Origin of the sequence: Pseudomonas sp. NY15354 (assembly GCF_048068075.1) — a bacterium.
GTDB lineage: Bacteria > Pseudomonadota > Gammaproteobacteria > Pseudomonadales > Pseudomonadaceae > Aquipseudomonas > Aquipseudomonas guariconensis_C.
Window position 1 is genome coordinate 129,509 of record NZ_JBLUPV010000004.1, and the last position, 22,664, is coordinate 152,172.

Here is a 22,664-nt window from a genome sequence, read left to right on the forward strand (position 1 = left end):
AAAAGCCCGCTGCCGGCACACCCGGCAGCGGGCTTTTCTATCGAAGGTGCTGCGTTTACTCGCCCAGGACCTGACCGATGGTCGGATCCTTGAACAGGCGGGTCAGGGCATCGCTGAGCACGTCGCCGACCAGCTTGGTGTTGGTCTCCTGGTTCGGCGCCATGCCGAAGCGCTGATCCAGGGAGGCGCCGTAACGGCCACTGTAGCGGCGGTTGGCATTGGACACATCGGCACGGAAGGTGGCGCCAATGGTGGCTTCGGTCACGTACATCTTGTCCTTGGGCGACTGGTACTTGAGCTCAGCCAGGGTCACGGTCAGCTGAGGCGCATTGTAGGCATTGGGCGTCGGGGTGAAACCGAGCAGGCGTACCGCAGCCTCGGCCTGGGCCTGCAACTTGGGCACGATATCGTTGCCACTGACGCTGATGGTGCTGGTTTCAGGGTACATGCCACCACGGGTGCCCAACGATTGCGAGGCCCGGCCATCGACGACCTTGACCACGACCGGCTGGCCCCGGCCGACCGGGTTGAGCTGGGCGGTGAGCTTGGGTTGCGGGCTGAGTTGTTGCGGGCTGTGGGCACAACCGACCAGGCTCAGGCTGGCCACCGCGATCAAACCGAACAACAGACGTTGCAACATGCGCGTTTCTCCAGAAAATGCGGCAAAGGCCCACAGTATACCTAGCGGCGAGAAAAAGCGGGACGTGCCGCCTTGACAGCCCGGTCCTGGCTTTTGCATCCATGCAAGTGATCAGCCTGACAAACGCAGCAATAAAAAGCCATTAAGCGCACCTTTCTGCCCGCGACATCGTTATAATCTCCCCCCGATTATAAGGACGTCTCCTGATCGGGCCCCGCATCGCCGTTGACCACGGCACTTTACGACGCTTTGCCCACAGAGAGCCTTCCACTCAGGTCTTGCATCTGCCCGCGCCTGCTGTTCCCGGCCTTCGCATTGCAGGAACCTGTGGATTGCCATCGCGCAATCCCTTTTGAGGTTCACGTTCCAAAAGAGCGTGAAAAAACGGGTTTTTCAAACTTCACAAGAGTGTGGCGAGCAAATGAACAGTCTGGCATGTGCAAAAGCGACAGATGCGTCCCGAACAGCCTCGAACAGACGGCAAAAGTGCTCATCCTCGATGAACTGCTGAAGCCGGTCCATACCGCACGGCGGATACCTTGACCATAAGTCGAATTGCCGCACCCGTGGCAAGCGGCGTTCAATAGCTGAACACCAAGACTGAGTTGGCAGGGTCCGCGGAAGTGGCAAGAACTGCGAAGAGTCGGACATGGCGATCCTGGCCACCCCAGGGATCCTATGCTGTCAATTAGGTGCTGTAGATTGTGGAGACGCGTTAATGGCGCAGAACGAATCGGTTGATGTGGTACTGGTAGGCGCGGGCATCATGAGTGCCACCCTGGCCGTACTGCTCAAGGAACTCGACCCGTCGATCAAGCTGGAGGTCGTCGAGGCGATGGACTCCGGTGCCGCGGAAAGTTCCAACCCCTGGAACAACGCAGGGACGGGCCATGCAGGCCTGTGCGAGCTGAACTACACGCCCCAGGCCGCCGATGGCAGCATCGACATCAAGAAGGCCGTGCACATCAATACCCAGTTCGAGGTGTCCCGCCAGTTCTGGGCCTACCTCGTGCGCAAAGGCAGCTTCGGCTCGCCCCGTGCTTTCATCAATCCGGTCCCGCACCTGAGCTACGTCGAAGGTGAAAAGGGTGTTTCCTTCCTCAAGAAGCGCTTCGAGCTGCTCAAGCAGCATCATGCCTTCACCGAGATGGAGTACACCGAAGACAAGGCCGTGATGGAACAGTGGATGCCGCTGATGATGCCGGGCCGCCCGGCCGACCAGCGCATCGCCGCCACCCGCGTGCTCAAGGGTACCGACGTGAACTTCGGCGCCCTGACCAACAAGCTGCTCAAGCAACTGGGCAACAGCGCCGATGCGCAGGTCAAGTACAGCAAGAAAGTCGTCGGCCTGCGCCGCAACGGCAGCGGCTGGACCGTCAGCATCAAGGACGTCAACAGCGGCGGCAGCCGTGAAGTCGACGCCCGCTTCGTCTTCCTCGGCGCAGGTGGCGCCGCCCTGCCGCTGCTGCAGCTGTCCGGCATTCCGGAAAGCAAAGGCTTCGGTGGTTTCCCGGTCAGCGGCCAGTGGCTGCGCTGCGACAACCCCGAGATCGTCAAGCAGCACCAGGCCAAGGTCTACAGCCAGGCAGCAGTCGGCGCACCGCCCATGTCGGTTCCGCACCTGGACACCCGCGTAGTCGATGGCAAGAAGTCGCTGCTGTTCGGCCCGTACGCAGGCTTCACCACCAAGTTCCTCAAGCACGGCTCGCTGCTCGACCTGCCGCTGTCGGTACGCATGGGCAACATCGGCCCGATGCTGGCCGTCGCCCGTGACAACATGGACCTGACCAAGTACCTGGTCAGCGAAGTGATGCAGTCGATGGAGCAACGCCTGGACGCCCTGCGTCGCTTCTATCCAGAAGCCAAGGCCGAGGACTGGCGCCTGGAAGTTGCAGGCCAGCGCGTGCAGATCATCAAGAAGGACCCGAAGAAAGGCGGCATCCTGCAGTTCGGTACCGAGCTGGTCGCAGCCCAGGACGGCAGCCTGGCAGCCCTGCTCGGCGCCTCGCCAGGTGCTTCGGTGACCGTCTCGATCATGCTCGAGCTGATCGAGCGCTGCTTCCCCGAGCAGGCCAAGGGTGCCTGGGCTGCCAAGCTCAAGGAAATCTTCCCGGCTCGCGAGAAGGTCCTGGCCACCGATGCCGCGCTCTACCACAAGATCAGCGCCCAGAACGACGAAGCGCTGGAAATGGTGGAAGACAGCAGCAGCCCGGCTCAGCACTACGCCTGATTCCGGCCCACAAAAAAACGCCCCTCGGGGCGTTTTTTTTGGCCTGACTCTTGCCACCCTCGCGGGATCATCCGCGAAAGGGCCGGTGGCTTACAGATCAGCCACGGGCGTTATCGATGATCTCGATGTACTCAGGGGCATTGCGCTGGTCGGCGATCAGCTCGACGAAGGTCTTGCCGTGCTCGTCCTTGCCGTCCAGGTCCAGACCTGCCTCGACGAAGAAGCCGACGAAACGCTCGAAGTCGTCGACGCGCAGGCCACGATAGGCCTTGACCAGTTTGTGCAGCGATGGCGAGGTCACGCCATCGGCCGGCTCGAACTGGAGGAACGTCTTGACGTAGTCGTCGCTGATCTCGTCACCAATCACCTGCTTCTTGTCTTTACGCATTGCCGACTCCAACTGGGCCATCATGGGCATTCAAAGGCCGGCAGTGTACCCCTCACGACCCACGAGCCTCAACGCGTACGTACGGTGCCGGTGTGCAGATCCGCCCAGAGGTGACCGTTGGGATACGTGAGGAACTGCACATACAACGTCTCGTTGCGCAGCAGGTCCATGATGACCCGGTAGTTGGCCAGCGGATAGCTCATGGTCAGCGTTCGGGTCTTCTCGTCATAGACCGGCTTCTTCAGGCTTTTGCCACCCTCACCATCGAAGTTGATCAGGACCTGGCTAAGGGTGGCGCCCTTGCTCAGGGGCTTGCCTTTCAGGCGCAGCATCAACGATGAGGTGATCGGGATCGGTTGCTGGTCGGACTGACGCTGGATGCCGGTCACCACCGAATAGTCGGTCACCTGCAGCAGTTGCTGGCTGCTTGGAGCCTCCTGGCGTAGGGACAAGTCATCGGGGGGCAGGAACTGGCCATGCAGCGGCGCTGCGGACAACGGCAGGCTCACCGCCAGCAGGAAAGGAAGAATCGCACGCATGTGAGGCTCCTTGGCAGGGAGGAGCACTCTAGCATGGAGATGAGCCCAGGATCCCGGAGCCCCAGAGAAACGCGAAACCTTGAAGGAGCGACCCTCGTGCGGCGAAAGGGCCGCAACGCGGCCCCAGCATCAGTCAAACTGCGCGCGCATCCAGGCATGGTATTGCGCCACACCCGGCTCACCTTCACGTGGCGCCCAATGGGCATGCTCGCCTTCACCCACCGGCCGGTAAGGCCCGGCCTTGCATTCGAACAGCATGCTGTCGGCTTCGAGCACCACCAGCCCATGGTAAGTGCCCGGCGCCAGGTCGACGCCCAGGCAATCGCCCCCGGCCTGCATCACTCGCTTGTCGACCACCGCGCCCTGCTCATCGAAGATCAGCAGGCCAAGACGCCCCTTGAGCACGATCAACGCCTCGGCCTTGTCGTCGCTCAGGTGGCGGTGGGGCGGGATATAGGTGGTGGGCTGCAGGCCGACGGCCATGCGGTGGCAGGGCTCCTCCATCGCATGGAAGTTGTGATGCTGCCGGCCTCGGGGGCTGTCGGCGGCTTTTTGCGCCAACTCGGCAAACAACGCGCGGTCGATGAATGCAGGTTGGCGCATGGTTACAGGCCCTTGACCGCGAAGATGCCGTTGGCGTTGCGCCAGTAGCCCTTGTAGTCCATGCCATAGCCGAAGATGTAGCGATCGACGCATGGCAGGCCGGCGTAGTTGGCCTTCAGGTCCGGGCTGGCCTTGCGGTCGTGGTCTTTGTCGATCAGCACGGCGGTGTGCACGGAGCGGGCACCGGCATGCTTGCAGAAGTCGATGATGGCGCTGAGGGTGTGCCCTTCATCGAGGATGTCGTCGACGATCAGCACGTCGCGGTCGATGAACGAAATCTCGGGCTTGGCCTTCCAGAACAGCTCACCGCCACTGGTCTGGTTGCGGTAGCGCGAGGCGTGCAGGTAGGAAGCTTCCAGCGGGAACTGCAGGTGGGTCAGCAGCTTGCCGGCGAAGATCAGGCCACCGTTCATGACGCAGAAGACCACCGGATTCTTGTCGTGCAGGTCTTGGCTGATCTGTTTACCGACCTTGGCGATGGCCGCTTCGACCTCGGCTTCGGTGTACAGGCAGTCAGCCTCGCGCATGACTTGACGGATATGCTCGAGATCGGCGGACATGGCGCTCTCCAGGGGGGCTCGGAATTGGAAAAGCGGGCAAAGGTACGCATCCGCCCGTCACAGATCAAGCATTTATGGACTAACGTCCAGAATGAGCAGACGACATGCTGAGCTGAATAGATTAATCTAGCGCGGTTTTTTTGCCCGCCTCCCGGAGCCCTCCCCTATGCCTACTCGTGAGATCCGCCATCCGCTGATCCGCCACAAGCTCGGCCTGATGCGCCGTGCCGATATCAGCACCAAGAATTTTCGCGAACTCGCCCAGGAAGTCGGCGCCCTCCTGACCTATGAAGCCACCCAGGACCTGCCGCTGGAAACCTACGAGATCGACGGCTGGTGCGGCAAGGTGCAGGTCGAGAAAATCGCCGGCAAGAAGATCACCGTGGTCCCGATCCTGCGCGCCGGCATCGGCATGCTCGACGGCGTGCTCAGCCTGGTACCGGGTGCCAAGGTGAGCGCTGTGGGTGTTGCCCGCAACGAAGAAACCCTCGAAGCCCACACCTACCTGGAAAAGCTCGCGCCGGACATCAACCAGCGCCTGGCCCTGATCATCGACCCGATGCTGGCCACCGGTGGCTCGATGGTCGCCACCATCGACCTGCTCAAGAAGGCCGGCTGCAAAGAGATCCGCGCCATGGTCCTGGTCGCCGCGCCCGAAGGCATCGCCGTGGTGGAAAAAGCCCACCCTGATGTGCAGATCTACACCGCCTCGATCGACCAACGCCTGAACGAACACGGTTACATCGTCCCTGGTCTGGGTGATGCCGGCGACAAGATCTTCGGCACCAAGCAGAAGGACGCCTGACCATGCAGGACGGCTTCAACGACCCGCTCTGGCGCCAGGTCGTCTCGGGCGCGCAGATGCTCTTCGTGGCATTTGGCGCGCTGGTACTGATGCCGCTGATCACAGGCCTCGACCCCAACGTGGCGCTGTTCACCGCAGGCATCGGCACCTTGCTGTTCCAACTGGTCACTGGCCGTCAGGTCCCGGTGTTCCTGGCCTCGAGCTTTGCCTTCATCACCCCCATTATCCTCGCCAAGGGCCAGTTCGGCCTGGCCGAGACCATGGGCGGCGTGATGGCAGCAGGCTTTGTGTACACCTTCATGGGCCTGATGGTGAAGATCAAAGGCACCGGTTTCATCGACCGTATGCTGCCGCCTGTGGTGATCGGCCCGGTGATCATCTCCATTGGCCTGGCCATGGCGCCGATCGCGGCCAACATGGCCATGGGCAAAGCCGGTGACGGCAGCGTGCTGATGCCATACAAGACCGCCATGTTGATCTCCATGCCGGCCCTGCTGACCACGCTGATCGTGGCCGTGTTCGGCAAAGGGATCTTCCGCCTGGTACCGATCATCGCTGGCGTGCTGGTGGGCTTTGGCCTGTCGTTCGCCTTTGGCGTGGTCAATACCGCCAAGATCGCCGCGGCGCCATGGTTGGAACTGCCGAACTTCACCGCGCCGGCGTTCAACTGGCAGGCGATCCTGTTCATCGTTCCAGTGGCCCTGGCGCCGGCGATCGAGCACATCGGCGGCGTCATCGCCGTGGGCAGCGTGACCGGTCGCGACTACCTGAAAAAGCCTGGCCTGCACCGCACCCTGCTGGGCGATGGCCTGGCCACCACCGCAGCCGGCCTGTTCGGCGGCCCGCCCAACACTACCTACGCCGAAGTGACCGGCGCGGTGATGCTGACCAAGAACTACAACCCGAAGATCATGACCTGGGCGGCGATCTTCGCCATCACCCTGGCCTTCATCGGCAAGTTCGGCGCGCTGTTGCAGAGCATCCCGGTGCCGGTGATGGGCGGCATTCTGTGCCTGCTGTTCGGCTCGATCGCCGCGGTGGGCATGAACACCATGATCCGTCACAAGATCGACCTGGCCGAAGCCCGCAACCTGGTGATCGTCTCGGTGACCCTGGTGTTCGGTATCGGCGGCGTACTGATCGGCAGCGGCGACGGCCCGGATGACTGGGGCCTGAAGGGCATCGCCCTGTGTGCCATCGTGGCCATCGCCCTGAACCTGATCCTGCCGGGCAATGACAGCTGGAAGCACAAGAAACTGGATGACCAGTTACCTTGAGAACGTAGGGCTGCTGCGCAGCCCTTTCACGGCACAAGGCCGCTCCTACAAGAGAACGCGATTACCTTGTAGGAGTGGCCTTGTGGCGCCAAAGGCCCACAAAGGGGCCTTAGCTATTCAGGCCTTTTCGCACATTCCTGCCAGCGCTTTCACCCACTGCGGGTGGTCGTTCAGGCACGGCACCAGTACCAACTCCTTACCTCCCGCCTCGATGAACTGCTCGCTGCCGCGCTGGCCAATCTCCTCCAGCGTCTCGATGCAGTCGGCGACGAACGCCGGGCACATCACCAGCAACTTCTTCACCCCTGCCTTGCCCAGCTCGTCCAGGCGCGTCTCGGTATAGGGCTCGATCCACTTGGCGCGCCCCAGGCGTGACTGGAACGAGACCGACCACTTGCCGTCGGCAATTCCCATCTTCTGCGCGAACGCCTTGGCCGTGGCCAGGCATTGACCGCGATAGCAGATCGCACGGGTCTGGGCGTCGGCATCCTTGCAGCAATCGGCAGCCTGGAAGTCATGTTTGCCGGTCGGGTCGAGCTTCTTCAAGTGTCGCTCGGGCAAGCCATGGAAGCTCAGCAGCAGGTGATCGTAGCCCTGCTCGAGATAAGGCCTGGCGCTGGCGACCAAGGCATCGATGTAGTCGGGGTGATCATAGAACGGCTGCAGCACGCGCATCTGTAAAGGCTGCTGCTGGCTGGCGACGGTCTGCTTGGCCAGCTCCACCACCGTGGTCACGGTGCTGTCGGCGAACTGTGGATATAGCGGCGCCAGGGTGACCTTGCGCACGCCCTTGGCAGCCAGGCGCTCCAACACCTCAGGCAAGGCCGGCTGGCCATAGCGCATGGCGATCTCCACCGGGCCATGGGGCCAATGCTCGGCCATGGCCGCTTGCAGGCGGCGGGTCAGGACCACCAGAGGCGAGCCCTCGTCCCACCAGATCGAGGCATAGGCATGGGCCGACTGCTCCGGTCGCTTGATCAGGATCAGCGACACCAGCAGACGACGCACAGGCCACGGCAGGTCGATCACGTAAGGGTCCATGAGGAACTGGTTGAGGTAACGGCGCACGTCGGCCACCGAGGTGGAGGCCGGCGAACCCAGGTTGACCAGTAGCAGGGCGTGATCGGTCATGCAGCATCCTATGTCAGAGGCGGCTGGAGAGGTTGTCCAGGGCCGATTGCAGATCGTTGAAGCGGAATGTGAAACCTGCCGCCAGCAAGCGGACCGGGCGCGCCCGTTGCCCGCCAAGCAGCAGCGTGGATAGCTCGCCCAGGCCCGCCCTGAGCAGCAGTCCCGGCATCGGCATGAACGCAGGCCTATGCAGGGCGCGCCCCAGGCGCTTGGCGAATTCGCGGTTGCGCACCGGCTCCGGCGCGCAAGCATTATAAGGACCGGTGGTGTCCTTGTGCTGCAAGAGAAAATCAATCAAGCCGATCTGGTCGTCTATATGGACCCATGGCATCCATTGCCGACCATCTCCCAAAGGCCCGCCCAGCCCCAGCTTGAACGGCAGGCGCAGGCGCGACAAAAAGCCGCCGTCGCTGGCCAGTACCAGCCCGGTACGCACCAGCACCACGCGAATGCCCAGCCGCTGCGCACGCTGGGCGGTCTCCTCCCAGGCGATGCAAAGCTGGCTGGCGAAGTCTTCTTTCACCGGCGGCGAAGCCTCGGTCAATTCCCGCTCGCCACCATCGCCATACCAGCCCACCGCAGATCCGGATATCAACACCTCCGGGCGCTGGTCGCGGCTTTCCAGCCAGGCCAGCAACTGCTCGGTAAGGGTGACGCGACTGGCCCACAGCAAAGTGCGTCGCGACGCGGTCCAGGGACGGTCAGCGATCGGTGCACCAGCCAGATTGATCACCGCGTCCACCGAATCGTCCGCCGCCAGGTCTTCCAGCCGGGCGATGCCGCGCACGCCGGTACCGCAGATTCGGGGGACCTGCTCCGGGCGACGGCTCCATACGGTCAGGCGATGGCCCTGGCCGCGCCAGTACTGGCACAGGTGCCGGCCGATCAAGCCAGTACCGCCGGTCAGCAATATATGCATGGCTGTGTCCTCGCAAGTTGCGGCCGTGGTCTATTTTTAAGAACAAGGCACTTTTTAGACCGGATGCTCTCGGATAAACATAGGCCAACCTGCCCTATCGAGGGGAATAACCTTATACAAAAATTATGCATTGTACAGGTTTTCCTGACAGCGTAGTCTGCTTACAGCAAGGTTCGAAGAGGCCATCATGACAGTACCTATTGCCATCATCGGTGCCGGTATCGCCGGCCTTTCCGCCGCCCAGGCTCTACAGAAAGCCGGGCAGACTGTCCACCTGTTCGACAAGGGCCATGGCAGCGGCGGTCGCATGGCCAGCAAGCGCAGCGAGGCCGGTGCGCTGGACCTGGGCGCGCAGTATTTCACCGCCCGCGACCGGCGTTTCGTCGAGCAAGTTCACCAGTGGGTCGAAGCAGGCTGGGCCGAGCAGTGGAAGCCCCAGCTGTACAACTACCGCGATGGCGAGCTGACCCCGTCCCCCGACGAGCAGACGCGCTGGGTCGGCGTGCCGCGCATGAGTGCCATCACCCGTGGCCTGCTCAAGGACGTGACGGTGAACTTCGGCTGCCGCATCGCCGAGGTCTTCCGTGGCAAACAGTATTGGCACCTGCAGGACACCGAAGGGTGCAGCCATGGCCCGTTCAGCCGCGTGGTGATCGCCGTCCCCGCCCCCCAGGCCACCCCGCTGCTGGCGGCGACGCCCAAGCTCGCGGCCGTGGCCGCTGGCGTGCAGATGGAACCCACCTGGGCCGTCGCCCTGGCCTTCCAGACCGCTCTCGATACGCCCATGCAAGGCTGCTTCGTCCAGGACAACCCGCTCGACTGGCTGGCCCGTAATCGCAGCAAGCCTGGGCGCGATGAGCAACTCGATACCTGGGTGCTACACGCTACCTCGAGCTGGAGCAAGCAGCACATCGACCTGCCCAAGGAGGATGTGATCGAGCAGTTGTGGGGTGAGTTCGCGGAGCTGGTCGGTTGCATCGTGCCACCGCCGACCTTCGCGCTGGCGCACCGCTGGTTGTATGCCCGTCCGGCCGGCAACCATGAGTGGGGCGCCCTGGCCGACGCCGACCTGGGGCTGTACGCCTGCGGCGACTGGTGCCTGTCCGGTCGAGTCGAAGGGGCCTGGCTCAGCGGTCAGGAAGCCGCCAGACGACTGCTGGAGCACCTCGATTAACGGGCCACGGATAGCTGTACAAAAAAATCTTCTTGCATAAGTTTTTCGGTGTGCTGGAATAAACCTGTACAAGATTCGTATTTATGTACAGGTTTTCCGGAGACCGCATGGACATCACTTCGATCACCGACAAGCCGCGGATTGGCATCAGCGCGTGTCTACTGGGCCAACCCGTGCGCTTCAACGCCGGCCACAAAGCCTCATCCCTCTGCCTTGAGCTGCTCGAAGACCATTTCCAATGGGCCCCCGTGTGCCCGGAACTGGCCATCGGGCTGGGCGTTCCCCGTGCGGCTATCCGCTTGGTCGGCGACCCCGCCCACCCTGAAGTGGTGGCCGCGCACAATCCTGGTACCGACCTCGCCGGCCCCCTGCGTGCCTATGGCGAACAGATGGCCGAGGCGCTCGATGATCTGTGCGGTTACATCTTCATGCAAAAGTCGCCCTCCTGCGGCCTGGAGCGGGTGAAGGTCTATCAGCACGACGGCCAGCTCTCCCGCCAGCCGGGGCAAGGTGCCTACGCCAGTGCGTTCTGTGCTCGCCGCCCGGATCTGCCAGTGGAAGAAGAAGGTCGCCTGCACGACCCGGTACTGCGCGAGAACTTCATCAGCCGCGTCTATGCCTACGCCGACTGGCAGCGTCTGCTGGCGCAGGGCCTGGGTCGCGGAGCCCTGGTGCGTTTTCATTCGCGCTACAAATACCTGCTCATGGCCAACAACCCCCAGGCCTATCGCGAACTGGGCAGGATGCTCGGCAGCATGCGCCGTGACGACGACCCGCAGCTCATCGGGCCCCGTTACTTCAGCGCGCTGATGCAGGCCCTGCGCCGCCGCGCCAGCCGAGGCACCCATGGCAACGTCTTGCAGCATCTGAGTGGTTACCTGCGCACGGTACTGGGCCAAGGCGACCGCACGGAACTGCAGCACCTGATCGGCCAGTACCAGCAAGGCGTGGTGCCGCTGGTGGTACCCCTGACCTTGCTCAAGCACCACCTGCGCAAGCACCCCGACCCTTATCTGCTGCAACAGGCCTACCTGCAACCGCACCCCGAGCCACTGGGCCTGCGCAATGCGCTCTGAAATCCTGCTGCCGATCGGTGAACTGGCCCGGCGCACGGGCGTCAATCCGATCACGCTACGGGCGTGGGAGCGGCGTTATGGCTTGCTCAAACCCCAGCGCACCGCCAAAGGCCATCGCCTGTATCCGCCAGAGCAGGTCGAGCGGGTGCATGCCATCCTGAGCTGGCTGGAGCGCGGCGCGTCGGTAGGCCAGGTGCGCGATCTGCTTGAGCGAGCGCCCAACATTGCGCCGGTGGGCGACTGGCAACTGCGCGAACAGGCGATGATCGAGGCCATCGCCTCACTCTCCCATCACGCCCTCGACCAGCAGTTCAACCAAGCCATGGCGCTGTATCCGGCCTTCACCCTGTGCGAGCAATTGCTATTGCCCCTGCTCGACAGCCTGGAACAACGCTGGCGCAGTTACTTCAATGCCCGGCTCGAACAAGCGTTCTTCCACACCTGGCTGCGCAGCAAGCTGGGCGCACGGGTTCACTACGACAGCCTGTCGCTTGCCGGTCCTGTGGTGCTCATCACGACCTACGGCGAAGGCGCCTTCGACCCGCAACTGTGGCTGTGCGCCTGGTTGCTGGGCACCTGCGCGATCGCGGTCGAGGTGCTCGAACACCCGCTCAGCGGTCCCTGCCTGCACCGCGCGGTGCAAGCCCTGCGACCCCGGGCGGTGATTTTCTACTTGGGGACTCGCGTCGACACCCGCTCACTCAAAGCGACGTTGACCGGCATCGACGTCCCGATGCTGGCTGGCGGCGGCACCGTCTTTGCGCACGGCCCGCGCCTGGTCGAGTCCGACGTCGAGGGCTTGCAGTTGTTCGAAACACCCCTGGCAGCCCTGCGCCTGCTGCAATCACTGTGAGGAAATGGTTTTGCAATTGATCTGGCTGCGCAGCGATCTGCGCGTCGATGACAACACTGCCCTGAGCGCCGCCTGTGCTCGTGGGCCGACCCTCGCCCTGTGGCTGGCCAGCCCCGGTCAGTGGCAGGCCCATGACGATGCCCCCTGCAAGGTCGATTTCTGGTTGCGTAACCTGCAGACCCTGCGCCAGTCGCTGGAGCGCCTGAACATTCCGTTACTGATCCGCCACGTCGACACCTGGCGGCAGGCGCCCCAGGCAGTGCTGGAGGTCTGCCGACAGCATCGAATCGAGGCGGTGCACTGGAACGAAGAGTACGGCGTCAACGAGCAGCAGCGCGACGCCGCGACCCAGGCCCTGCTCGAACAGGCGGGCGTCCTCATCCATGGCCATCTGGACCAACTGCTGCTGCGCCCAGGCTCGGTATTGACCCGAAGCGGTCACTACTTCCAGGTATTCGGCCAGTTCCGCAGGGCTTGCCTGGAGCAACTCCACCTGAGCCTGCCTCGCCTGGCACCTCACGTTAAGCGCCAAGCGCCACTGGCCATTGCCAGCGACCCCATCCCCCAGGGTTTTGCCGATTTCCCCGCACCATCGCGCAGTCTGCGCGAGCACTGGCCCGCCGGAGAAAACGAGGCACAGCGGCGCCTCACGCGCTTCATCGATGAGACTGTCGAGGATTATCCCCAACTGCGAGACCTGCCCGCCAGGACAGGTACCAGCCAGCTTTCGCCCTATCTGGCCGCCGGCGTGATCTCGCCGCGCCAGTGCCTGCATGCCGCGCTCAGTGGCAATCAGGGTGAGTTCGACAGCGGCAGCATGGGCGTACAGACCTGGATCAACGAGCTACTGTGGCGGGAGTTCTACAAGCACATCCTGGTGGGTTATCCACAGGTCTCCCGACACCGGGCATTCCGTGCCCACACCGAGGCATTGCCCTGGCGTGATTCGCCTGAAGACCTGGAAGCCTGGAAAGCCGGTCGCACCGGCTTCCCGATCATCGATGCCGCCATGCGCCAGTTGCTGCACACAGGTTGGATGCACAATCGACTGCGCATGGTCGTGGCGATGTTTCTGAGCAAGAACCTGCTGATCGACTGGCGCCTGGGCGAGCGCCATTTCATGCGTCATCTGATCGACGGCGACCTGGCCGCCAACAATGGCGGCTGGCAATGGAGCGCCTCCACCGGGACCGATGCGGTGCCGTACTTTCGTCTGTTCAACCCTGTAAGCCAGTCACGGCGCTTCGACCCCAAGGGGCAATTCATTCGACATTGGTTGCCAGAGCTGCAAGGGCTGGATGACAAAGCTGTCCATGAACCCACGGCAGGCGGTGATCTGTTTGCTGCGCCCTATGTCCAGCCGATCGTCGACCTGGGCAGCAGTCGAGAGCGGGCGTTGGCGGCCTTTCAGGGACTCAGGGGTTGAGTTTGGGGACGCGAAGCGATGCTTCAGGTACACCAGGGTCATCGGCCTGACAGCCCCACTTCAAAGAGGCAGTGGCAGAACCCGATCAGCCCGGCGCCAGAGCAACGGCAGGACCTTGTCCAGCGACTGCGGCTCGGCGCTGGTCCAGAACGCGGTATCGCGCGCTGGCCCTTCAGCCAGCAGATCCCGTGCCGCCAGCAGGCGCTGCAGTTGCCGCGCCACGGCGGCGCCGGTGTCGATGATGGCCACATCCGCCGGCACCATGCCGGCCAGCAGCGTGCGCAAGAAGGGGTAATGGGTGCAGCCCAGAATGACCGTGTCGCAACCGGCATCCAGCAAAGGCTGCACATAGCCTTGCAACAACTGGCGCAGTTGCGGGCTGTCGAGGTCACCGGCCTCGATGCGCTCCACCAGTCCAGGGCACGGCTGGGTGATCACCTGGACGTCGTTGGCAAAACGATCGAGCAAGGCAGCGAACTTGGCGCTCTGCAAAGTGCCGGTGGTGGCCAGGACCCCAACCACGCCAGAGCGGGTTGCCGCAGCGGCCGGCTTGACCGCAGGTTCCATGCCCACCAGGGGCCAGTCCGGGTACAACTCGCGCAGGTCGGCCACCGCCGCCACGGTCGCGGTGTTGCAGGCCAGGACCATCGCCTTGGCACCCTGCTCGCGGAAGAACCCGGCAATGTGGCGCAGACGCTGGCGAATGTAGTCCGGTGATTTTTCGCCGTACGGCACATGCCCGCTGTCGGCGACGTACAGCAGCGATTCGTTGGGCAGCAGGCGCTGGATCTCGGCGAGCACCGACAGGCCGCCGACCCCGGAGTCCATCACGCCGACCGGCGCCGAACGCTCAGCCATGCCGGCTACCACAGACCGCGCACGCCGGGTCGCGCTTGACCCGCAGCTCACGCATGCGTGTGCCCAGCGCATCGATCAACAACAAGCGCCCCACCAAAGGATCGCCGAAGCCGGCCAGCAGCTTCATCGCCTCGAGCGCTTGCAGGCTGCCCACCAAGCCCACCAGCGGACCGAGCACGCCCGCCTCGCTGCAGGTCAGCTCGGCCTCGCTGCCATGGCCGTAGAGGCAGTGGTAGCAGGGGCTGTAGTCACGACGAGGGTCGAACACCGACAACTGCCCTTCCAGGCGAATCGCCGCGCCACTGACCAGCGGCTTGCCAGCAGCGACACAGGCGGCATTGACCGCTTCGCGGGTGGAGAAATTGTCGGAGCAGTCCAACACCACATCGACCGCACCGACGGCCGCGGCCAGGGAATCTTCGTCCAGGGCCTCGCGGTGCGGGACCAGCTTGACTTCGGGATTGATCGCTTCCAGGCGCTTGCACGCCGAGTCGACCTTGCTCATGCCCACGCTTTCGCTGTCATGGATGACCTGGCGTTGCAGGTTGGTCAGGTCGACCGTGTCGAAATCGGCCAGGTGCAGCTCGCCCACACCCGCGGCGGCCAGGTACAGGGCCACCGGCGAGCCAAGCCCACCGAGCCCGACCACCAGCGCCTTGCTGCGCTTGAGCCGCAACTGGCCGTCGATATCCACTTGGGCCAGCAGGATCTGCCGGCTGTAGCGCAACAGTTCCTGATCACTCAGCATGGCAGTCGTCCCAAGGAAATACGTTCGTGACCGGCCAGGTCCAGGCGGCTGGCCACGTCGATGAAGCCGTGGCGGGTGAGCAGCTCACGCACAGCCATGGCCTGGTCGTAACCGTGCTCGAGCAGCAGCCAGCCACCGGCTGCTAGATGATCTGGCGCCTGGGCGATGATCACCCGCAGGTCATCCAGACCATCATGGCCCGCCACCAGGGCACTGCTGGGCTCGAAACGGACGTCACCGGCAACCAGGTGCGGATCGTCGGCGGCGATGTACGGCGGGTTGCTCACGATCAAGTCGAAGCGCTCGCCAGCCACGGCGTCGTACCAGTGGCTCAGGCGTATCTGGGCATTGGCCAGGCCGAGGCGCTCGCGGTTACGCTCGGCCAAGGCCACGGCGTCCGACACACGGTCCAGCGCCGTTACCTGCCAGGCCGGGCACTCGCTGGCCAAGGCCAGGGCGATGGCGCCCGTGCCGGTGCCCAGATCAAGCACCCGCGCAGGTCGCGGGGGCAGCAGTTCCAGCGCAGCTTCCACCAGCAGTTCGGTTTCTGGGCGTGGGATCAGGGTGTGCGGCGCGACCTCCAGGTCGAGCTTCCAGAAACCCTGCTGGCCCAGGATGTACGCCACCGGCTCACCGGCCCGGCGACGCGCCAGGTAGCCGGCGAAGGTCTCGGCCGCTTCGCTGCTGACGATGCGCTCGGGCCAGGTGTGCAGGTAGCTGCGCGACTTGCCCAGGGCGGCAGCCAGCAACAGCTCGACGTCCAGGCGCGCAGTCGGGGAATCCGGCAGCTGCGCGTCACGCAGCAGGCTGGCGATGATGGTCATTCAATCCCCCAGGGCGGCCAGCTGATCGGCCTGGTATTCGGCGAGCAAGGGCTCGATGACCGCATCGACGCCCCCGGCCAGAATGTCATCCAGGGAGTACAGGGTCAGGTTGATGCGATGATCGGTCACCCGGCCCTGTGGATAATTGTAGGTGCGGATGCGCTCGGAGCGGTCGCCCGAACCCACCAGCAGCTTGCGCTCGGAAGCAATGGCGTTCTGCGCGGCGCTGGTCTGCATGTCGTTGAGCTTGGCCGACAGCCAGGACATGGCCCGGGCGCGGTTCTTGTGCTGCGACCGCTCCTCCTGGCACTCGACCACGATGCCGGTGGGCAAGTGGGTGATACGGATCGCCGAGTCGGTCTTGTTCACGTGCTGACCACCGGCGCCCGAGGCGCGGTAGGTATCGATACGCAGGTCGGCCGGGTTGATCTCGATCGCAACCTGCTCGTCTGGCTCCGGCAGCACGGCCACGGTGCAGGCGGAGGTGTGGATACGCCCTTGCGACTCGGTCTCCGGCACCCGCTGCACGCGGTGCGCGCCGGATTCGAACTTGAGTTTGCCGTAGACACTGTCGCCTTCGACCCGGGCGATGATCTCCTTGTAGCCGCCGTGTTCGCCTTCGTTCTCGGAGAGAATTTCCAGGCGCCAGCCACGCTTTTCGGCGTAGCGCGAATACATGCGGAACAGGTCGCCCGAGAAGATCGCGGCCTCGTCGCCACCGGTACCGGCGCGGATCTCGAGGAACACGTTGCGCCCATCATTGGGATCCTTGGGCAGCAACATGCGTTGCAGCCGGGCCTCCAGGCCGACCAGTTGCTCCTTGGCTTCGCGCACTTCCTCGACAGCCATCTCGCGCAGGTCAGGGTCGCTGTCCTTGAGCAGCGCCTGGGCCCCGGCCAGATCGTCCTGGACCTTGCGCCACTCTTTATAGGCGTCGATGACCGGCTCGACCTCGGCGTATTCACGCGAATAGGCGCGGAAACGGGTCTGGTCGGAAATGACCTCGGCATCGCCCAGGAGGGCGGTGAGTTCTTCGAAGCGGTCCTGGAGCGTGTCCAGTTTATTGAGCAGCGACGCTTTCATTGCGGGGTTTTGTCCGTCGAGCCCTCGTTGAGGGCAAAGAGTTCCTGGGCCATGGCCAGCGCATCGAGGCGGCCTTCGGCGGAGAGCTTTTTCAATTGCACGCTGGGTGCATGCAGCAGTTTGTTGGTCAGCCCCCGGGCCAGCTGGGCCAGTACGTCTTCGGGGTTGCCGCCGTTGGCCAGCAGGCGTTGAGCCTTTTGCAGTTCTTCGTCACGCAGCCGCTCGCTTTGCTGGCGATAGGCCTTGAGCACATCCACCGCCGCCAGCTCGCGCAGGCGCGCCATGAAGTCCTCGGCACCGACCGACACCAGCTCCTCGGCGGCCTGGGCAGCGCCTTGGCGGCTCTTGAGGTTTTCCGCGACGACGTCATGCAGGTCATCGACCGTATAGAGGTAGACGTCATCGAGCTCGCCAACCTGCGGCTCGATGTCCCGTGGCACGGCGATATCGACCATGAAGATCGGCTTGTGCCGACGCTGCTTCAGGGCGCTTTCCACCGCGCCCTTGCCGAGGATCGGCAACTGGCTGGCGGTGGAACTGATGACGATGTCGCTGTTGGCCAGCTCCTGAGGGATGTCCGAGAGCAGCACCGCGTGGGCGCCAAACTGCTCGGCCAGGATACTGGCACGCTCCAGGGTACGGTTGGCCACGACGATACGCCGTACGCCTTGTTCATGGAGATGGCGGGCGACCAGGGTGATGGTTTCGCCAGCGCCGATCAGCAGGGCCTGGCTGCGACCCAGGTCGCTGAAGATCTGCTTGGCCAGGCTGACTGCGGCGAAGGCCACGGACACCGGGTTCTCACCGATGGCGGTATCGGTGCGCACCTGCTTGGCGGCGCTGAACGTGGCCTGGAACAGGCGCCCGAGCAGCGGGCCGATGGTCCCGGCCTCGCGGGCCACGGCATAGGCCGACTTCATCTGACCAAGGATCTGCGGCTCGCCCAGCACCAGCGAATCCAGGCCCGAGGCCACACGCATCATGTGTTTGACCGCGTCATGCTCTTCGTGGATATAGGCGCTGGCGCGCAGCTCTTCGAGGTTGAGCTGATGATACTCGGCCAGCCACTGCAGCACGGCGTCGGCGGCCAGGTGGTCCTGTTCGATATAGAGTTCACTGCGGTTGCAGGTCGACAGGATCGCCGCCTCACGGCTGGCGGTCAGTCGGCAAAGCTGCTGCAGGGCATCGACCAGCTGCTCTGGCGTAAACGCCACGCGCTCGCGTACGTCTACCGAGGCAGTCTTATGGTTGATACCAAGTGCAAGAAAGGCCATGCAAGGTCGCTGGTTGTGACGAGAAGCCGATAATTGTCCTACTTCGCAGGTTCCAGAACAACCACCGTTCGCTATTGTCGCGATACCTGGGGGCTATCGTCGGTGGCGGGCCGTTGCGCAGGCCAGAGGCGCCGGCTGCATGCCCATGGCCCCCGCCCTCCGCTTGTCCCTACCTTCGCTTGGCTTTGGCTTTGGCTTTTCAGTGCACAGTGGCCCAGGCGCCGCCAGTTGCGACTTCAGGAGGCCGAGTGGAGGCACCCGTAGGGGCAGGCGCGCAGCGCCCTTCGGCGTGAGCCGAAGTCGCGAGATGGAGACTTGCGCAGCAAGTCGGAGGCCGCGAAGCCCCGCAGGGTGGCGCAGCGGAGGGAACCCCGGAGCGAAGCGCAGGGGCCGCATGCAGGAGCGCAGCCTTTTTTGGTTACTTTTTGGGGCGTTTGCCAAAAAGTGACCCGCCGTAAGGGCGGAAAGGTGAGCAAGCGGCCCCATCGCAAACGGATATGCTCACCGCCATAAGCCCCCCCTGAAAACCACCTCTAGGGGCTTGGAAATAGCGTGAATATCCGTTCCCTGCACCGGCGCAGACTCACCTTTTCGCCCTTACGGCGACCTCCTTTTTTTCTTGGCAAAAAGGAGGCAAAAACCGCCTGCTCCCACATCCGCCCCGCCCGTGGCGGGGTTCCCTCTTCATTGTCTTCCGGGGCTTCGCGGCCTCCGACTTGCTATGCAAGTCTCCATCTCGCGACTTCGGCTCACGCCGAAGGGCGCTGCGCGCCTGCCCCTACAGGCACCTCCACTCGGCCTCCTGACGTTGCGATTGGCGGCGTCTGGACTATTTGTGCAATTAAAGAGCAAAAGCAGATCGGGATCGGGATCGGGATCGGGATCGGGATCGGGATCGGGATCGGGATATCAGGCTATTGATTTCGACAGGTCAGAACAATGCGCTCATAGAATGGTCCGAACAATCCGAAACCTCGCAACCACGACCTTCGCTGGTGGGTTTGCCATCGCGCTTGTGTCATCATGCTCCGACCGCCGGTATCCAAAGCCTTCTTTATGAACAAGTCCTACGCATTGCTGCTTGCCCTCGCCCTGCTCCAGGGCTGCCAAAGCCTGGCCCCGCAGAAGAACGAGGCCGAGTCGCCCGTTGCCGAGGCTGGCAAAAGCGCACCGGAAAAGCCTGTGGTGTACGGCTCGTTCAAGGAAGAAACACTCTATAGCCTGCTGGTGGCGGAACTGGCCGGGCAACGCAATCGCTTCGACATCGCCTTGGCCAATTATGTCGACCAGGCCGAGAAGACCCAGGACCCAGCAGTCTCCGAGCGCGCCTATCGCATCGCCGAGTACCTCGGTGCCGACGAACCTGCGCTGGATACCGCACTGATCTGGGCGCGCAATGATGCGCAAAACCTCGATGCCCAACGCGCCGCCGCCATTCAACTGGCTCGCGCCGGGCGCTACGACGAATCCATGGCCTACATGGAGAAAGTCCTGCAGGGCCAGGGCGATACCCATTTCGACTTCCTCGCCCTGTCCGCAGCCGAAACCGACCAGAACACCCGCGACGGCCTGCTGCAAAGCTTCGACCGCCTGCTGGTCAAGTACCCGGACAACGGCCAGTTGGTGTTCGGCAAAGCACTGCTGCTGAACCAAGATGGCAAGACCGAGCAGGCCCTCGAGCTGCTCGAATCGCACCCGCCGCAAAACGGCGAAGTCGCCCCGGTTCTGCTGCGCGCCCGCCTGTTGCAGGCACTGGACCGTGGTTCGGAGGCCCTACCACTGCTTCGCGGGGCGATCCGTGACAACCCGGATGACAAGCGCCTGCGCCTGACCTACGCCCGCACCTTGGTCGAACAAGACCGCATGGCCGACGCCAAGGCCGAGTTCGAAAGCCTGCTCCAGCAATATCCCGAAGATGACGAACTGCGCTACTCACTCGCCCTGGTCTGCCTGGAAACCAAGAACTGGGACGAGGCCGAGGGGTACCTGCAGGAGTTGGTCGAGCGTGACAGTAATGTCGACGCCGCACACCTGAACCTCGGCCGCCTGCGCGAAGAACGCGGCGATCCCGAGGCCGCCCTGCGCGAATACGCCCTGGTCGGCCCTGGCCCCGACTACCTGCCCGCGCAACTGCGCCAGGCCGACATCCTCATCGCCAATGGCCGAGCCAGCGAGGCGTCGCGCCTGCTCGGCGAGGCCCGCGAGGCCCAGCCCGATTACGCCATCCAGCTTTACCTGATCGAAGCGGAAAGCTACGGCAACAACGGCAAGGAGGCCCAGGCTGAACAGATCCTGGCCCAGGCGATCAAGCGCTACCCGGACGACCTCAACCTGCTTTATACCCGCGCCATGCTGGCCGAAAAGCGCGATGACCTGGGGCAAATGGAAAAAGACCTGCGCGCCATCATCCAACGCGAGCCGGAAAACGCCATGGCCCTGAATGCGCTCGGCTATACCCTGGCCGACCGCACCACCCGCTACGCCGAAGCCAAGGCGCTGATCGAGAAAGCCCACCAGCTCACCCCGGACGACCCAGCCGTGCTCGATAGCCTGGGCTGGGTCAATTACCGCATGGGCAACCTCGACGAAGCCGAACGCCTGCTGCGCCAGGCCCTGGAACGCTTCCCCGACCATGAAGTGGCTGCCCACCTGGGCGAAGTCCTCTGGGCCAACGGCAAACGCCGCGAAGCCCGCCAGGTCTGGGCCAAAGCCTTCGAAGGCCAGCCCGACAGCCAAATCCTGCGCAAGACCCTCCTGCGCCTGACCGGATCAGAGACCCTGTAAACCATGTTCCTGCGTCATTGCATCACCTTCACCCTGATCGCCCTGCTCGCCGGCTGCGCCGGTTTCGGTAGCCGCGAGTCCTTGCAAGGCCACGGCGACCCGCAGTTGTGGCGCGCCCATAAAGAGCAACTGAGCACCCTCGACGGCTGGCAGATCAACGGCAAGGTCGGCATTCGCGCCCCACGTGACTCCGGCAGTGGCACCTTGTTCTGGCTGCAGCGCCAGGACTACTACGACATCCGCCTGGCCGGCCCCCTGGGTCGCGGGGCGGCACGCCTGACCGGACGCCCCGGTGGCGTGGTGCTGGAGGTGGCCAACCAGGGCCGCTACGAGGCACCGAGCCCCGAGGCACTGCTCGAAGAGCAACTGGGCTGGGAACTGCCGGTGTCGCACCTGGTCTGGTGGGTCCGCGGCCTGCCCGCTCCCGACAGCAAGAGCCAGCTGACCCTGGACGGCGACAGCCGCCTGGCCAGCCTGACCCAAGACGGCTGGCAGGTGCAGTACCTGAGCTACACCCAACAGAACGGCTACTGGCTGCCCGAGCGCCTTAAGCTGCACGGTCAGGATCTGGACGTCACCCTGGTGGTCAAGGACTGGCAGCCACGCCAGCTGGGGCATTGATCGATGACCATGCTCACGCTTCCCGCCCCGGCCAAGCTCAACCTGTGGCTGCACATCATCGGTCGCCGCCCCGACGGTTACCACGAGCTGGAAACCGTATTCCAGTTTCTCGACCATGCCGACGAGCTGCGCTACAGCCTGCGTGAAGATGGCCAGATCCACCTGCGCACCGAAATCGCTGGCGTGCCCCACGACAGCAACCTGATCGTGCGCGCCGCCCGCCAGCTACAGCAAAAATCCGGTTGCTCGCTCGGCGTCGACATCTGGCTGGACAAGATCCTGCCCATGGGCGGCGGTATCGGCGGTGGCAGTTCCAATGCCGCGACCACCCTGCTGGCACTCAATCACCTGTGGCAACTGGGCTGGGACAAAGACCGTCTGGCCGCCCTGGGCCTCGGGCTTGGCGCCGATGTGCCGGTGTTCGTCCGGGGCCACGCCGCTTTCGCGCAAGGCGTGGGTGAGCAACTGACCCCGGTGGACCCCGAAGAGCCCTGGTACGTCGTGCTGGTGCCGCAAGTGTCTGTCAGCACAGCGGAAATTTTTTCGCATCCAGAGTTGACACGTGATTCCCTCCCCCTTAAGATGCGCCCCGTTCCCGAGGGAAACAGTCGAAATGACTGCCAACCGGTGGTAGAGCAAAGTTATCCAGAAGTTCGCAATGCGCTGAATATGCTGGGTAAATACACTGAAGCTCGTCTAACCGGCACTGGAAGTTGTGTGTTTGGGGCCTTCCCAAGCAAAGCCGAAGCTGATAAAGTTCTGGCCCTTCTTTCAGAGACCCAAACAGGGTTTGTGGCAAAGGGAAGCAACATTTCGATGTTGCATCGCAAGCTGCAGAGCCTGCTCTAGAA

The 22,664-nt window shown here is 63.6% G+C and carries 22 protein-coding genes; 10 read left to right on the top strand and 12 right to left on the bottom strand.

The window, feature by feature from the left end:
- Nucleotides 1-55: 55 nt before the first annotated feature.
- The gene (locus ACNFCH_RS05880) at nucleotides 56-640 is read right to left on the bottom strand and encodes a YajG family lipoprotein (protein ID WP_043213803.1); all 585 of its coding nucleotides are present in this window, start codon (nucleotides 638-640) and stop codon (nucleotides 56-58) included.
- Between the two features lie 718 nt (nucleotides 641-1,358).
- On the opposite strand from ACNFCH_RS05880, the gene mqo reads away from it, so the two are divergent.
- Nucleotides 1,359-2,870, top strand: a complete 1,512-nt coding sequence (gene mqo / locus ACNFCH_RS05885) for a malate dehydrogenase (quinone) (protein WP_337157900.1) — start codon at nucleotides 1,359-1,361, stop codon at nucleotides 2,868-2,870.
- Between the two features lie 97 nt (nucleotides 2,871-2,967).
- On the opposite strand, the gene ACNFCH_RS05890 is transcribed toward mqo, so the two are convergent.
- The 4 genes from ACNFCH_RS05890 to ACNFCH_RS05905 all read right to left on the bottom strand — a co-directional run bounded on the left by ACNFCH_RS05890 (nucleotide 2,968) and on the right by ACNFCH_RS05905 (nucleotide 4,960).
- Nucleotides 2,968-3,258 (bottom strand): PA4642 family protein, encoded by a 291-nt coding sequence (locus ACNFCH_RS05890; protein WP_196163782.1) that lies wholly within the window; start codon nucleotides 3,256-3,258, stop codon nucleotides 2,968-2,970.
- A 68-nt stretch (nucleotides 3,259-3,326) separates the two neighbouring features.
- Complete coding sequence (locus ACNFCH_RS05895) at nucleotides 3,327-3,797, bottom strand: hypothetical protein (RefSeq protein WP_337157899.1); 471 nt, start codon at nucleotides 3,795-3,797, stop codon at nucleotides 3,327-3,329.
- Nucleotides 3,798-3,926: 129 nt separating this feature from the next.
- Nucleotides 3,927-4,400, bottom strand: a complete 474-nt coding sequence (locus tag ACNFCH_RS05900; RefSeq protein ID WP_337157898.1) for a WbuC family cupin fold metalloprotein — start codon at nucleotides 4,398-4,400, stop codon at nucleotides 3,927-3,929.
- A 2-nt stretch (nucleotides 4,401-4,402) separates the two neighbouring features.
- Nucleotides 4,403-4,960, bottom strand: coding sequence for a hypoxanthine-guanine phosphoribosyltransferase (locus tag ACNFCH_RS05905; protein ID WP_416742424.1), 558 nt, complete (start codon nucleotides 4,958-4,960; stop codon nucleotides 4,403-4,405).
- A 166-nt stretch (nucleotides 4,961-5,126) separates the two neighbouring features.
- Between ACNFCH_RS05905 and upp the strand changes: the two genes are divergently transcribed.
- The gene (upp, locus tag ACNFCH_RS05910; RefSeq protein ID WP_028691132.1) at nucleotides 5,127-5,765 is read left to right on the top strand and encodes a uracil phosphoribosyltransferase; all 639 of its coding nucleotides are present in this window, start codon (nucleotides 5,127-5,129) and stop codon (nucleotides 5,763-5,765) included.
- A gap of 2 nt (nucleotides 5,766-5,767) precedes the next feature.
- A complete protein-coding gene (locus ACNFCH_RS05915; protein ID WP_337157896.1) occupies nucleotides 5,768-7,042 on the top strand; it encodes a uracil-xanthine permease family protein in 1,275 nt (424 codons plus the stop codon).
- Between the two features lie 117 nt (nucleotides 7,043-7,159).
- On the opposite strand, the gene hemH is transcribed toward ACNFCH_RS05915, so the two are convergent.
- Both hemH and ACNFCH_RS05925 read right to left on the bottom strand, forming a co-directional pair.
- A complete protein-coding gene (hemH, locus tag ACNFCH_RS05920; protein ID WP_337157895.1) occupies nucleotides 7,160-8,173 on the bottom strand; it encodes a ferrochelatase in 1,014 nt (337 codons plus the stop codon).
- A gap of 13 nt (nucleotides 8,174-8,186) precedes the next feature.
- Nucleotides 8,187-9,092 carry a TIGR01777 family oxidoreductase gene (locus tag ACNFCH_RS05925; RefSeq protein ID WP_337157894.1) on the bottom strand — a complete coding sequence of 302 codons (906 nt, stop codon included), beginning with the start codon at nucleotides 9,090-9,092 and terminating at the stop codon, nucleotides 8,187-8,189.
- A gap of 187 nt (nucleotides 9,093-9,279) precedes the next feature.
- Between ACNFCH_RS05925 and ACNFCH_RS05930 the strand changes: the two genes are divergently transcribed.
- From ACNFCH_RS05930 to phrB, 4 genes are all read left to right on the top strand, one after another.
- Nucleotides 9,280-10,266 (top strand): NAD(P)/FAD-dependent oxidoreductase, encoded by a 987-nt coding sequence (locus ACNFCH_RS05930; RefSeq protein WP_337157893.1) that lies wholly within the window; start codon nucleotides 9,280-9,282, stop codon nucleotides 10,264-10,266.
- A 107-nt stretch (nucleotides 10,267-10,373) separates the two neighbouring features.
- On the top strand, nucleotides 10,374-11,342 hold the full coding sequence (locus ACNFCH_RS05935; protein WP_337157892.1) for a DUF523 and DUF1722 domain-containing protein: 969 nt from the start codon (nucleotides 10,374-10,376) through the stop codon (nucleotides 11,340-11,342).
- Nucleotides 11,332-12,195, top strand: coding sequence for a MerR family transcriptional regulator (locus ACNFCH_RS05940; RefSeq protein WP_416742425.1), 864 nt, complete (start codon nucleotides 11,332-11,334; stop codon nucleotides 12,193-12,195). Before ACNFCH_RS05935 ends, ACNFCH_RS05940 begins: the two co-directional genes overlap by 11 nt.
- A 10-nt stretch (nucleotides 12,196-12,205) precedes the next feature.
- Complete coding sequence (gene phrB / locus ACNFCH_RS05945) at nucleotides 12,206-13,621, top strand: deoxyribodipyrimidine photo-lyase (protein WP_337157890.1); 1,416 nt, start codon at nucleotides 12,206-12,208, stop codon at nucleotides 13,619-13,621.
- A gap of 60 nt (nucleotides 13,622-13,681) precedes the next feature.
- Here the strand turns inward: phrB and murI are convergent, their stop codons facing one another.
- Genes murI through hemA form a run of 5 tightly spaced genes read right to left on the bottom strand, consistent with a single transcriptional unit; the run spans nucleotide 13,682 to nucleotide 18,408 of the window.
- Nucleotides 13,682-14,479: a glutamate racemase gene (gene murI / locus ACNFCH_RS05950; RefSeq protein WP_337157889.1), complete on the bottom strand. Its 798-nt coding sequence runs from the start codon at nucleotides 14,477-14,479 to the stop codon at nucleotides 13,682-13,684.
- Entirely contained in the window at nucleotides 14,472-15,227 is a 756-nt protein-coding gene (locus ACNFCH_RS05955; RefSeq protein WP_337157888.1) for a molybdopterin-synthase adenylyltransferase MoeB, read from the bottom strand. Before ACNFCH_RS05955 ends, murI begins: the two co-directional genes overlap by 8 nt.
- Entirely contained in the window at nucleotides 15,221-16,051 is an 831-nt protein-coding gene (gene prmC / locus ACNFCH_RS05960) for a peptide chain release factor N(5)-glutamine methyltransferase (RefSeq protein WP_416742426.1), read from the bottom strand. Before prmC ends, ACNFCH_RS05955 begins: the two co-directional genes overlap by 7 nt.
- Nucleotides 16,052-17,134, bottom strand: coding sequence for a peptide chain release factor 1 (gene prfA, locus ACNFCH_RS05965; protein WP_070093595.1), 1,083 nt, complete (start codon nucleotides 17,132-17,134; stop codon nucleotides 16,052-16,054).
- Nucleotides 17,131-18,408: a glutamyl-tRNA reductase gene (gene hemA, locus ACNFCH_RS05970; protein WP_337157886.1), complete on the bottom strand. Its 1,278-nt coding sequence runs from the start codon at nucleotides 18,406-18,408 to the stop codon at nucleotides 17,131-17,133. The genes prfA and hemA overlap by 4 nt, the downstream gene beginning before the upstream one ends.
- 1,056 nt (nucleotides 18,409-19,464) lie before the next feature.
- Here hemA and ACNFCH_RS05975 point away from each other — a divergent pair.
- Genes ACNFCH_RS05975 through ispE form a run of 3 tightly spaced genes read left to right on the top strand, consistent with a single transcriptional unit; the run spans nucleotide 19,465 to nucleotide 22,662 of the window.
- A complete protein-coding gene (locus ACNFCH_RS05975; RefSeq protein ID WP_337157885.1) occupies nucleotides 19,465-21,192 on the top strand; it encodes a tetratricopeptide repeat protein in 1,728 nt (575 codons plus the stop codon).
- Between the two features lie 3 nt (nucleotides 21,193-21,195).
- Entirely contained in the window at nucleotides 21,196-21,813 is a 618-nt protein-coding gene (gene lolB, locus ACNFCH_RS05980; protein WP_070093592.1) for a lipoprotein insertase outer membrane protein LolB, read from the top strand.
- 3 nt (nucleotides 21,814-21,816) lie between these two features.
- Nucleotides 21,817-22,662, top strand: coding sequence for a 4-(cytidine 5'-diphospho)-2-C-methyl-D-erythritol kinase (gene ispE, locus ACNFCH_RS05985; RefSeq protein WP_416742427.1), 846 nt, complete (start codon nucleotides 21,817-21,819; stop codon nucleotides 22,660-22,662).
- Nucleotides 22,663-22,664 lie beyond the last annotated feature (2 nt).

What these genes read in the sequence shown, in the direction of transcription:
- ACNFCH_RS05880 (WP_043213803.1), bottom strand. Translation starts at nt 640, where the DNA reads ATGTTGCAACGTCTGTTGTTCGGTTTGATCGCGGTGGCCAGCCTGAGC.
- mqo (WP_337157900.1), top strand. Translation starts at nt 1,359, where the DNA reads ATGGCGCAGAACGAATCGGTTGATGTGGTACTGGTAGGCGCGGGCATC.
- ACNFCH_RS05890 (WP_196163782.1), bottom strand. Translation starts at nt 3,258, where the DNA reads ATGCGTAAAGACAAGAAGCAGGTGATTGGTGACGAGATCAGCGACGAC.
- ACNFCH_RS05895 (WP_337157899.1), bottom strand. Translation starts at nt 3,797, where the DNA reads ATGCGTGCGATTCTTCCTTTCCTGCTGGCGGTGAGCCTGCCGTTGTCC.
- ACNFCH_RS05900 (WP_337157898.1), bottom strand. Translation starts at nt 4,400, where the DNA reads ATGCGCCAACCTGCATTCATCGACCGCGCGTTGTTTGCCGAGTTGGCG.
- ACNFCH_RS05905 (WP_416742424.1), bottom strand. Translation starts at nt 4,960, where the DNA reads ATGTCCGCCGATCTCGAGCATATCCGTCAAGTCATGCGCGAGGCTGAC.
- upp (WP_028691132.1), top strand. Translation starts at nt 5,127, where the DNA reads ATGCCTACTCGTGAGATCCGCCATCCGCTGATCCGCCACAAGCTCGGC.
- ACNFCH_RS05915 (WP_337157896.1), top strand. Translation starts at nt 5,768, where the DNA reads ATGCAGGACGGCTTCAACGACCCGCTCTGGCGCCAGGTCGTCTCGGGC.
- hemH (WP_337157895.1), bottom strand. Translation starts at nt 8,173, where the DNA reads ATGACCGATCACGCCCTGCTACTGGTCAACCTGGGTTCGCCGGCCTCC.
- ACNFCH_RS05925 (WP_337157894.1), bottom strand. Translation starts at nt 9,092, where the DNA reads ATGCATATATTGCTGACCGGCGGTACTGGCTTGATCGGCCGGCACCTG.
- ACNFCH_RS05930 (WP_337157893.1), top strand. Translation starts at nt 9,280, where the DNA reads ATGACAGTACCTATTGCCATCATCGGTGCCGGTATCGCCGGCCTTTCC.
- ACNFCH_RS05935 (WP_337157892.1), top strand. Translation starts at nt 10,374, where the DNA reads ATGGACATCACTTCGATCACCGACAAGCCGCGGATTGGCATCAGCGCG.
- ACNFCH_RS05940 (WP_416742425.1), top strand. Translation starts at nt 11,332, where the DNA reads ATGCGCTCTGAAATCCTGCTGCCGATCGGTGAACTGGCCCGGCGCACG.
- murI (WP_337157889.1), bottom strand. Translation starts at nt 14,479, where the DNA reads ATGGCTGAGCGTTCGGCGCCGGTCGGCGTGATGGACTCCGGGGTCGGC.
- ACNFCH_RS05955 (WP_337157888.1), bottom strand. Translation starts at nt 15,227, where the DNA reads ATGCTGAGTGATCAGGAACTGTTGCGCTACAGCCGGCAGATCCTGCTG.
- prmC (WP_416742426.1), bottom strand. Translation starts at nt 16,051, where the DNA reads ATGACCATCATCGCCAGCCTGCTGCGTGACGCGCAGCTGCCGGATTCC.
- prfA (WP_070093595.1), bottom strand. Translation starts at nt 17,134, where the DNA reads ATGAAAGCGTCGCTGCTCAATAAACTGGACACGCTCCAGGACCGCTTC.
- hemA (WP_337157886.1), bottom strand. Translation starts at nt 18,408, where the DNA reads ATGGCCTTTCTTGCACTTGGTATCAACCATAAGACTGCCTCGGTAGAC.
- ACNFCH_RS05975 (WP_337157885.1), top strand. Translation starts at nt 19,465, where the DNA reads ATGAACAAGTCCTACGCATTGCTGCTTGCCCTCGCCCTGCTCCAGGGC.
- lolB (WP_070093592.1), top strand. Translation starts at nt 21,196, where the DNA reads ATGTTCCTGCGTCATTGCATCACCTTCACCCTGATCGCCCTGCTCGCC.
- ispE (WP_416742427.1), top strand. Translation starts at nt 21,817, where the DNA reads ATGACCATGCTCACGCTTCCCGCCCCGGCCAAGCTCAACCTGTGGCTG.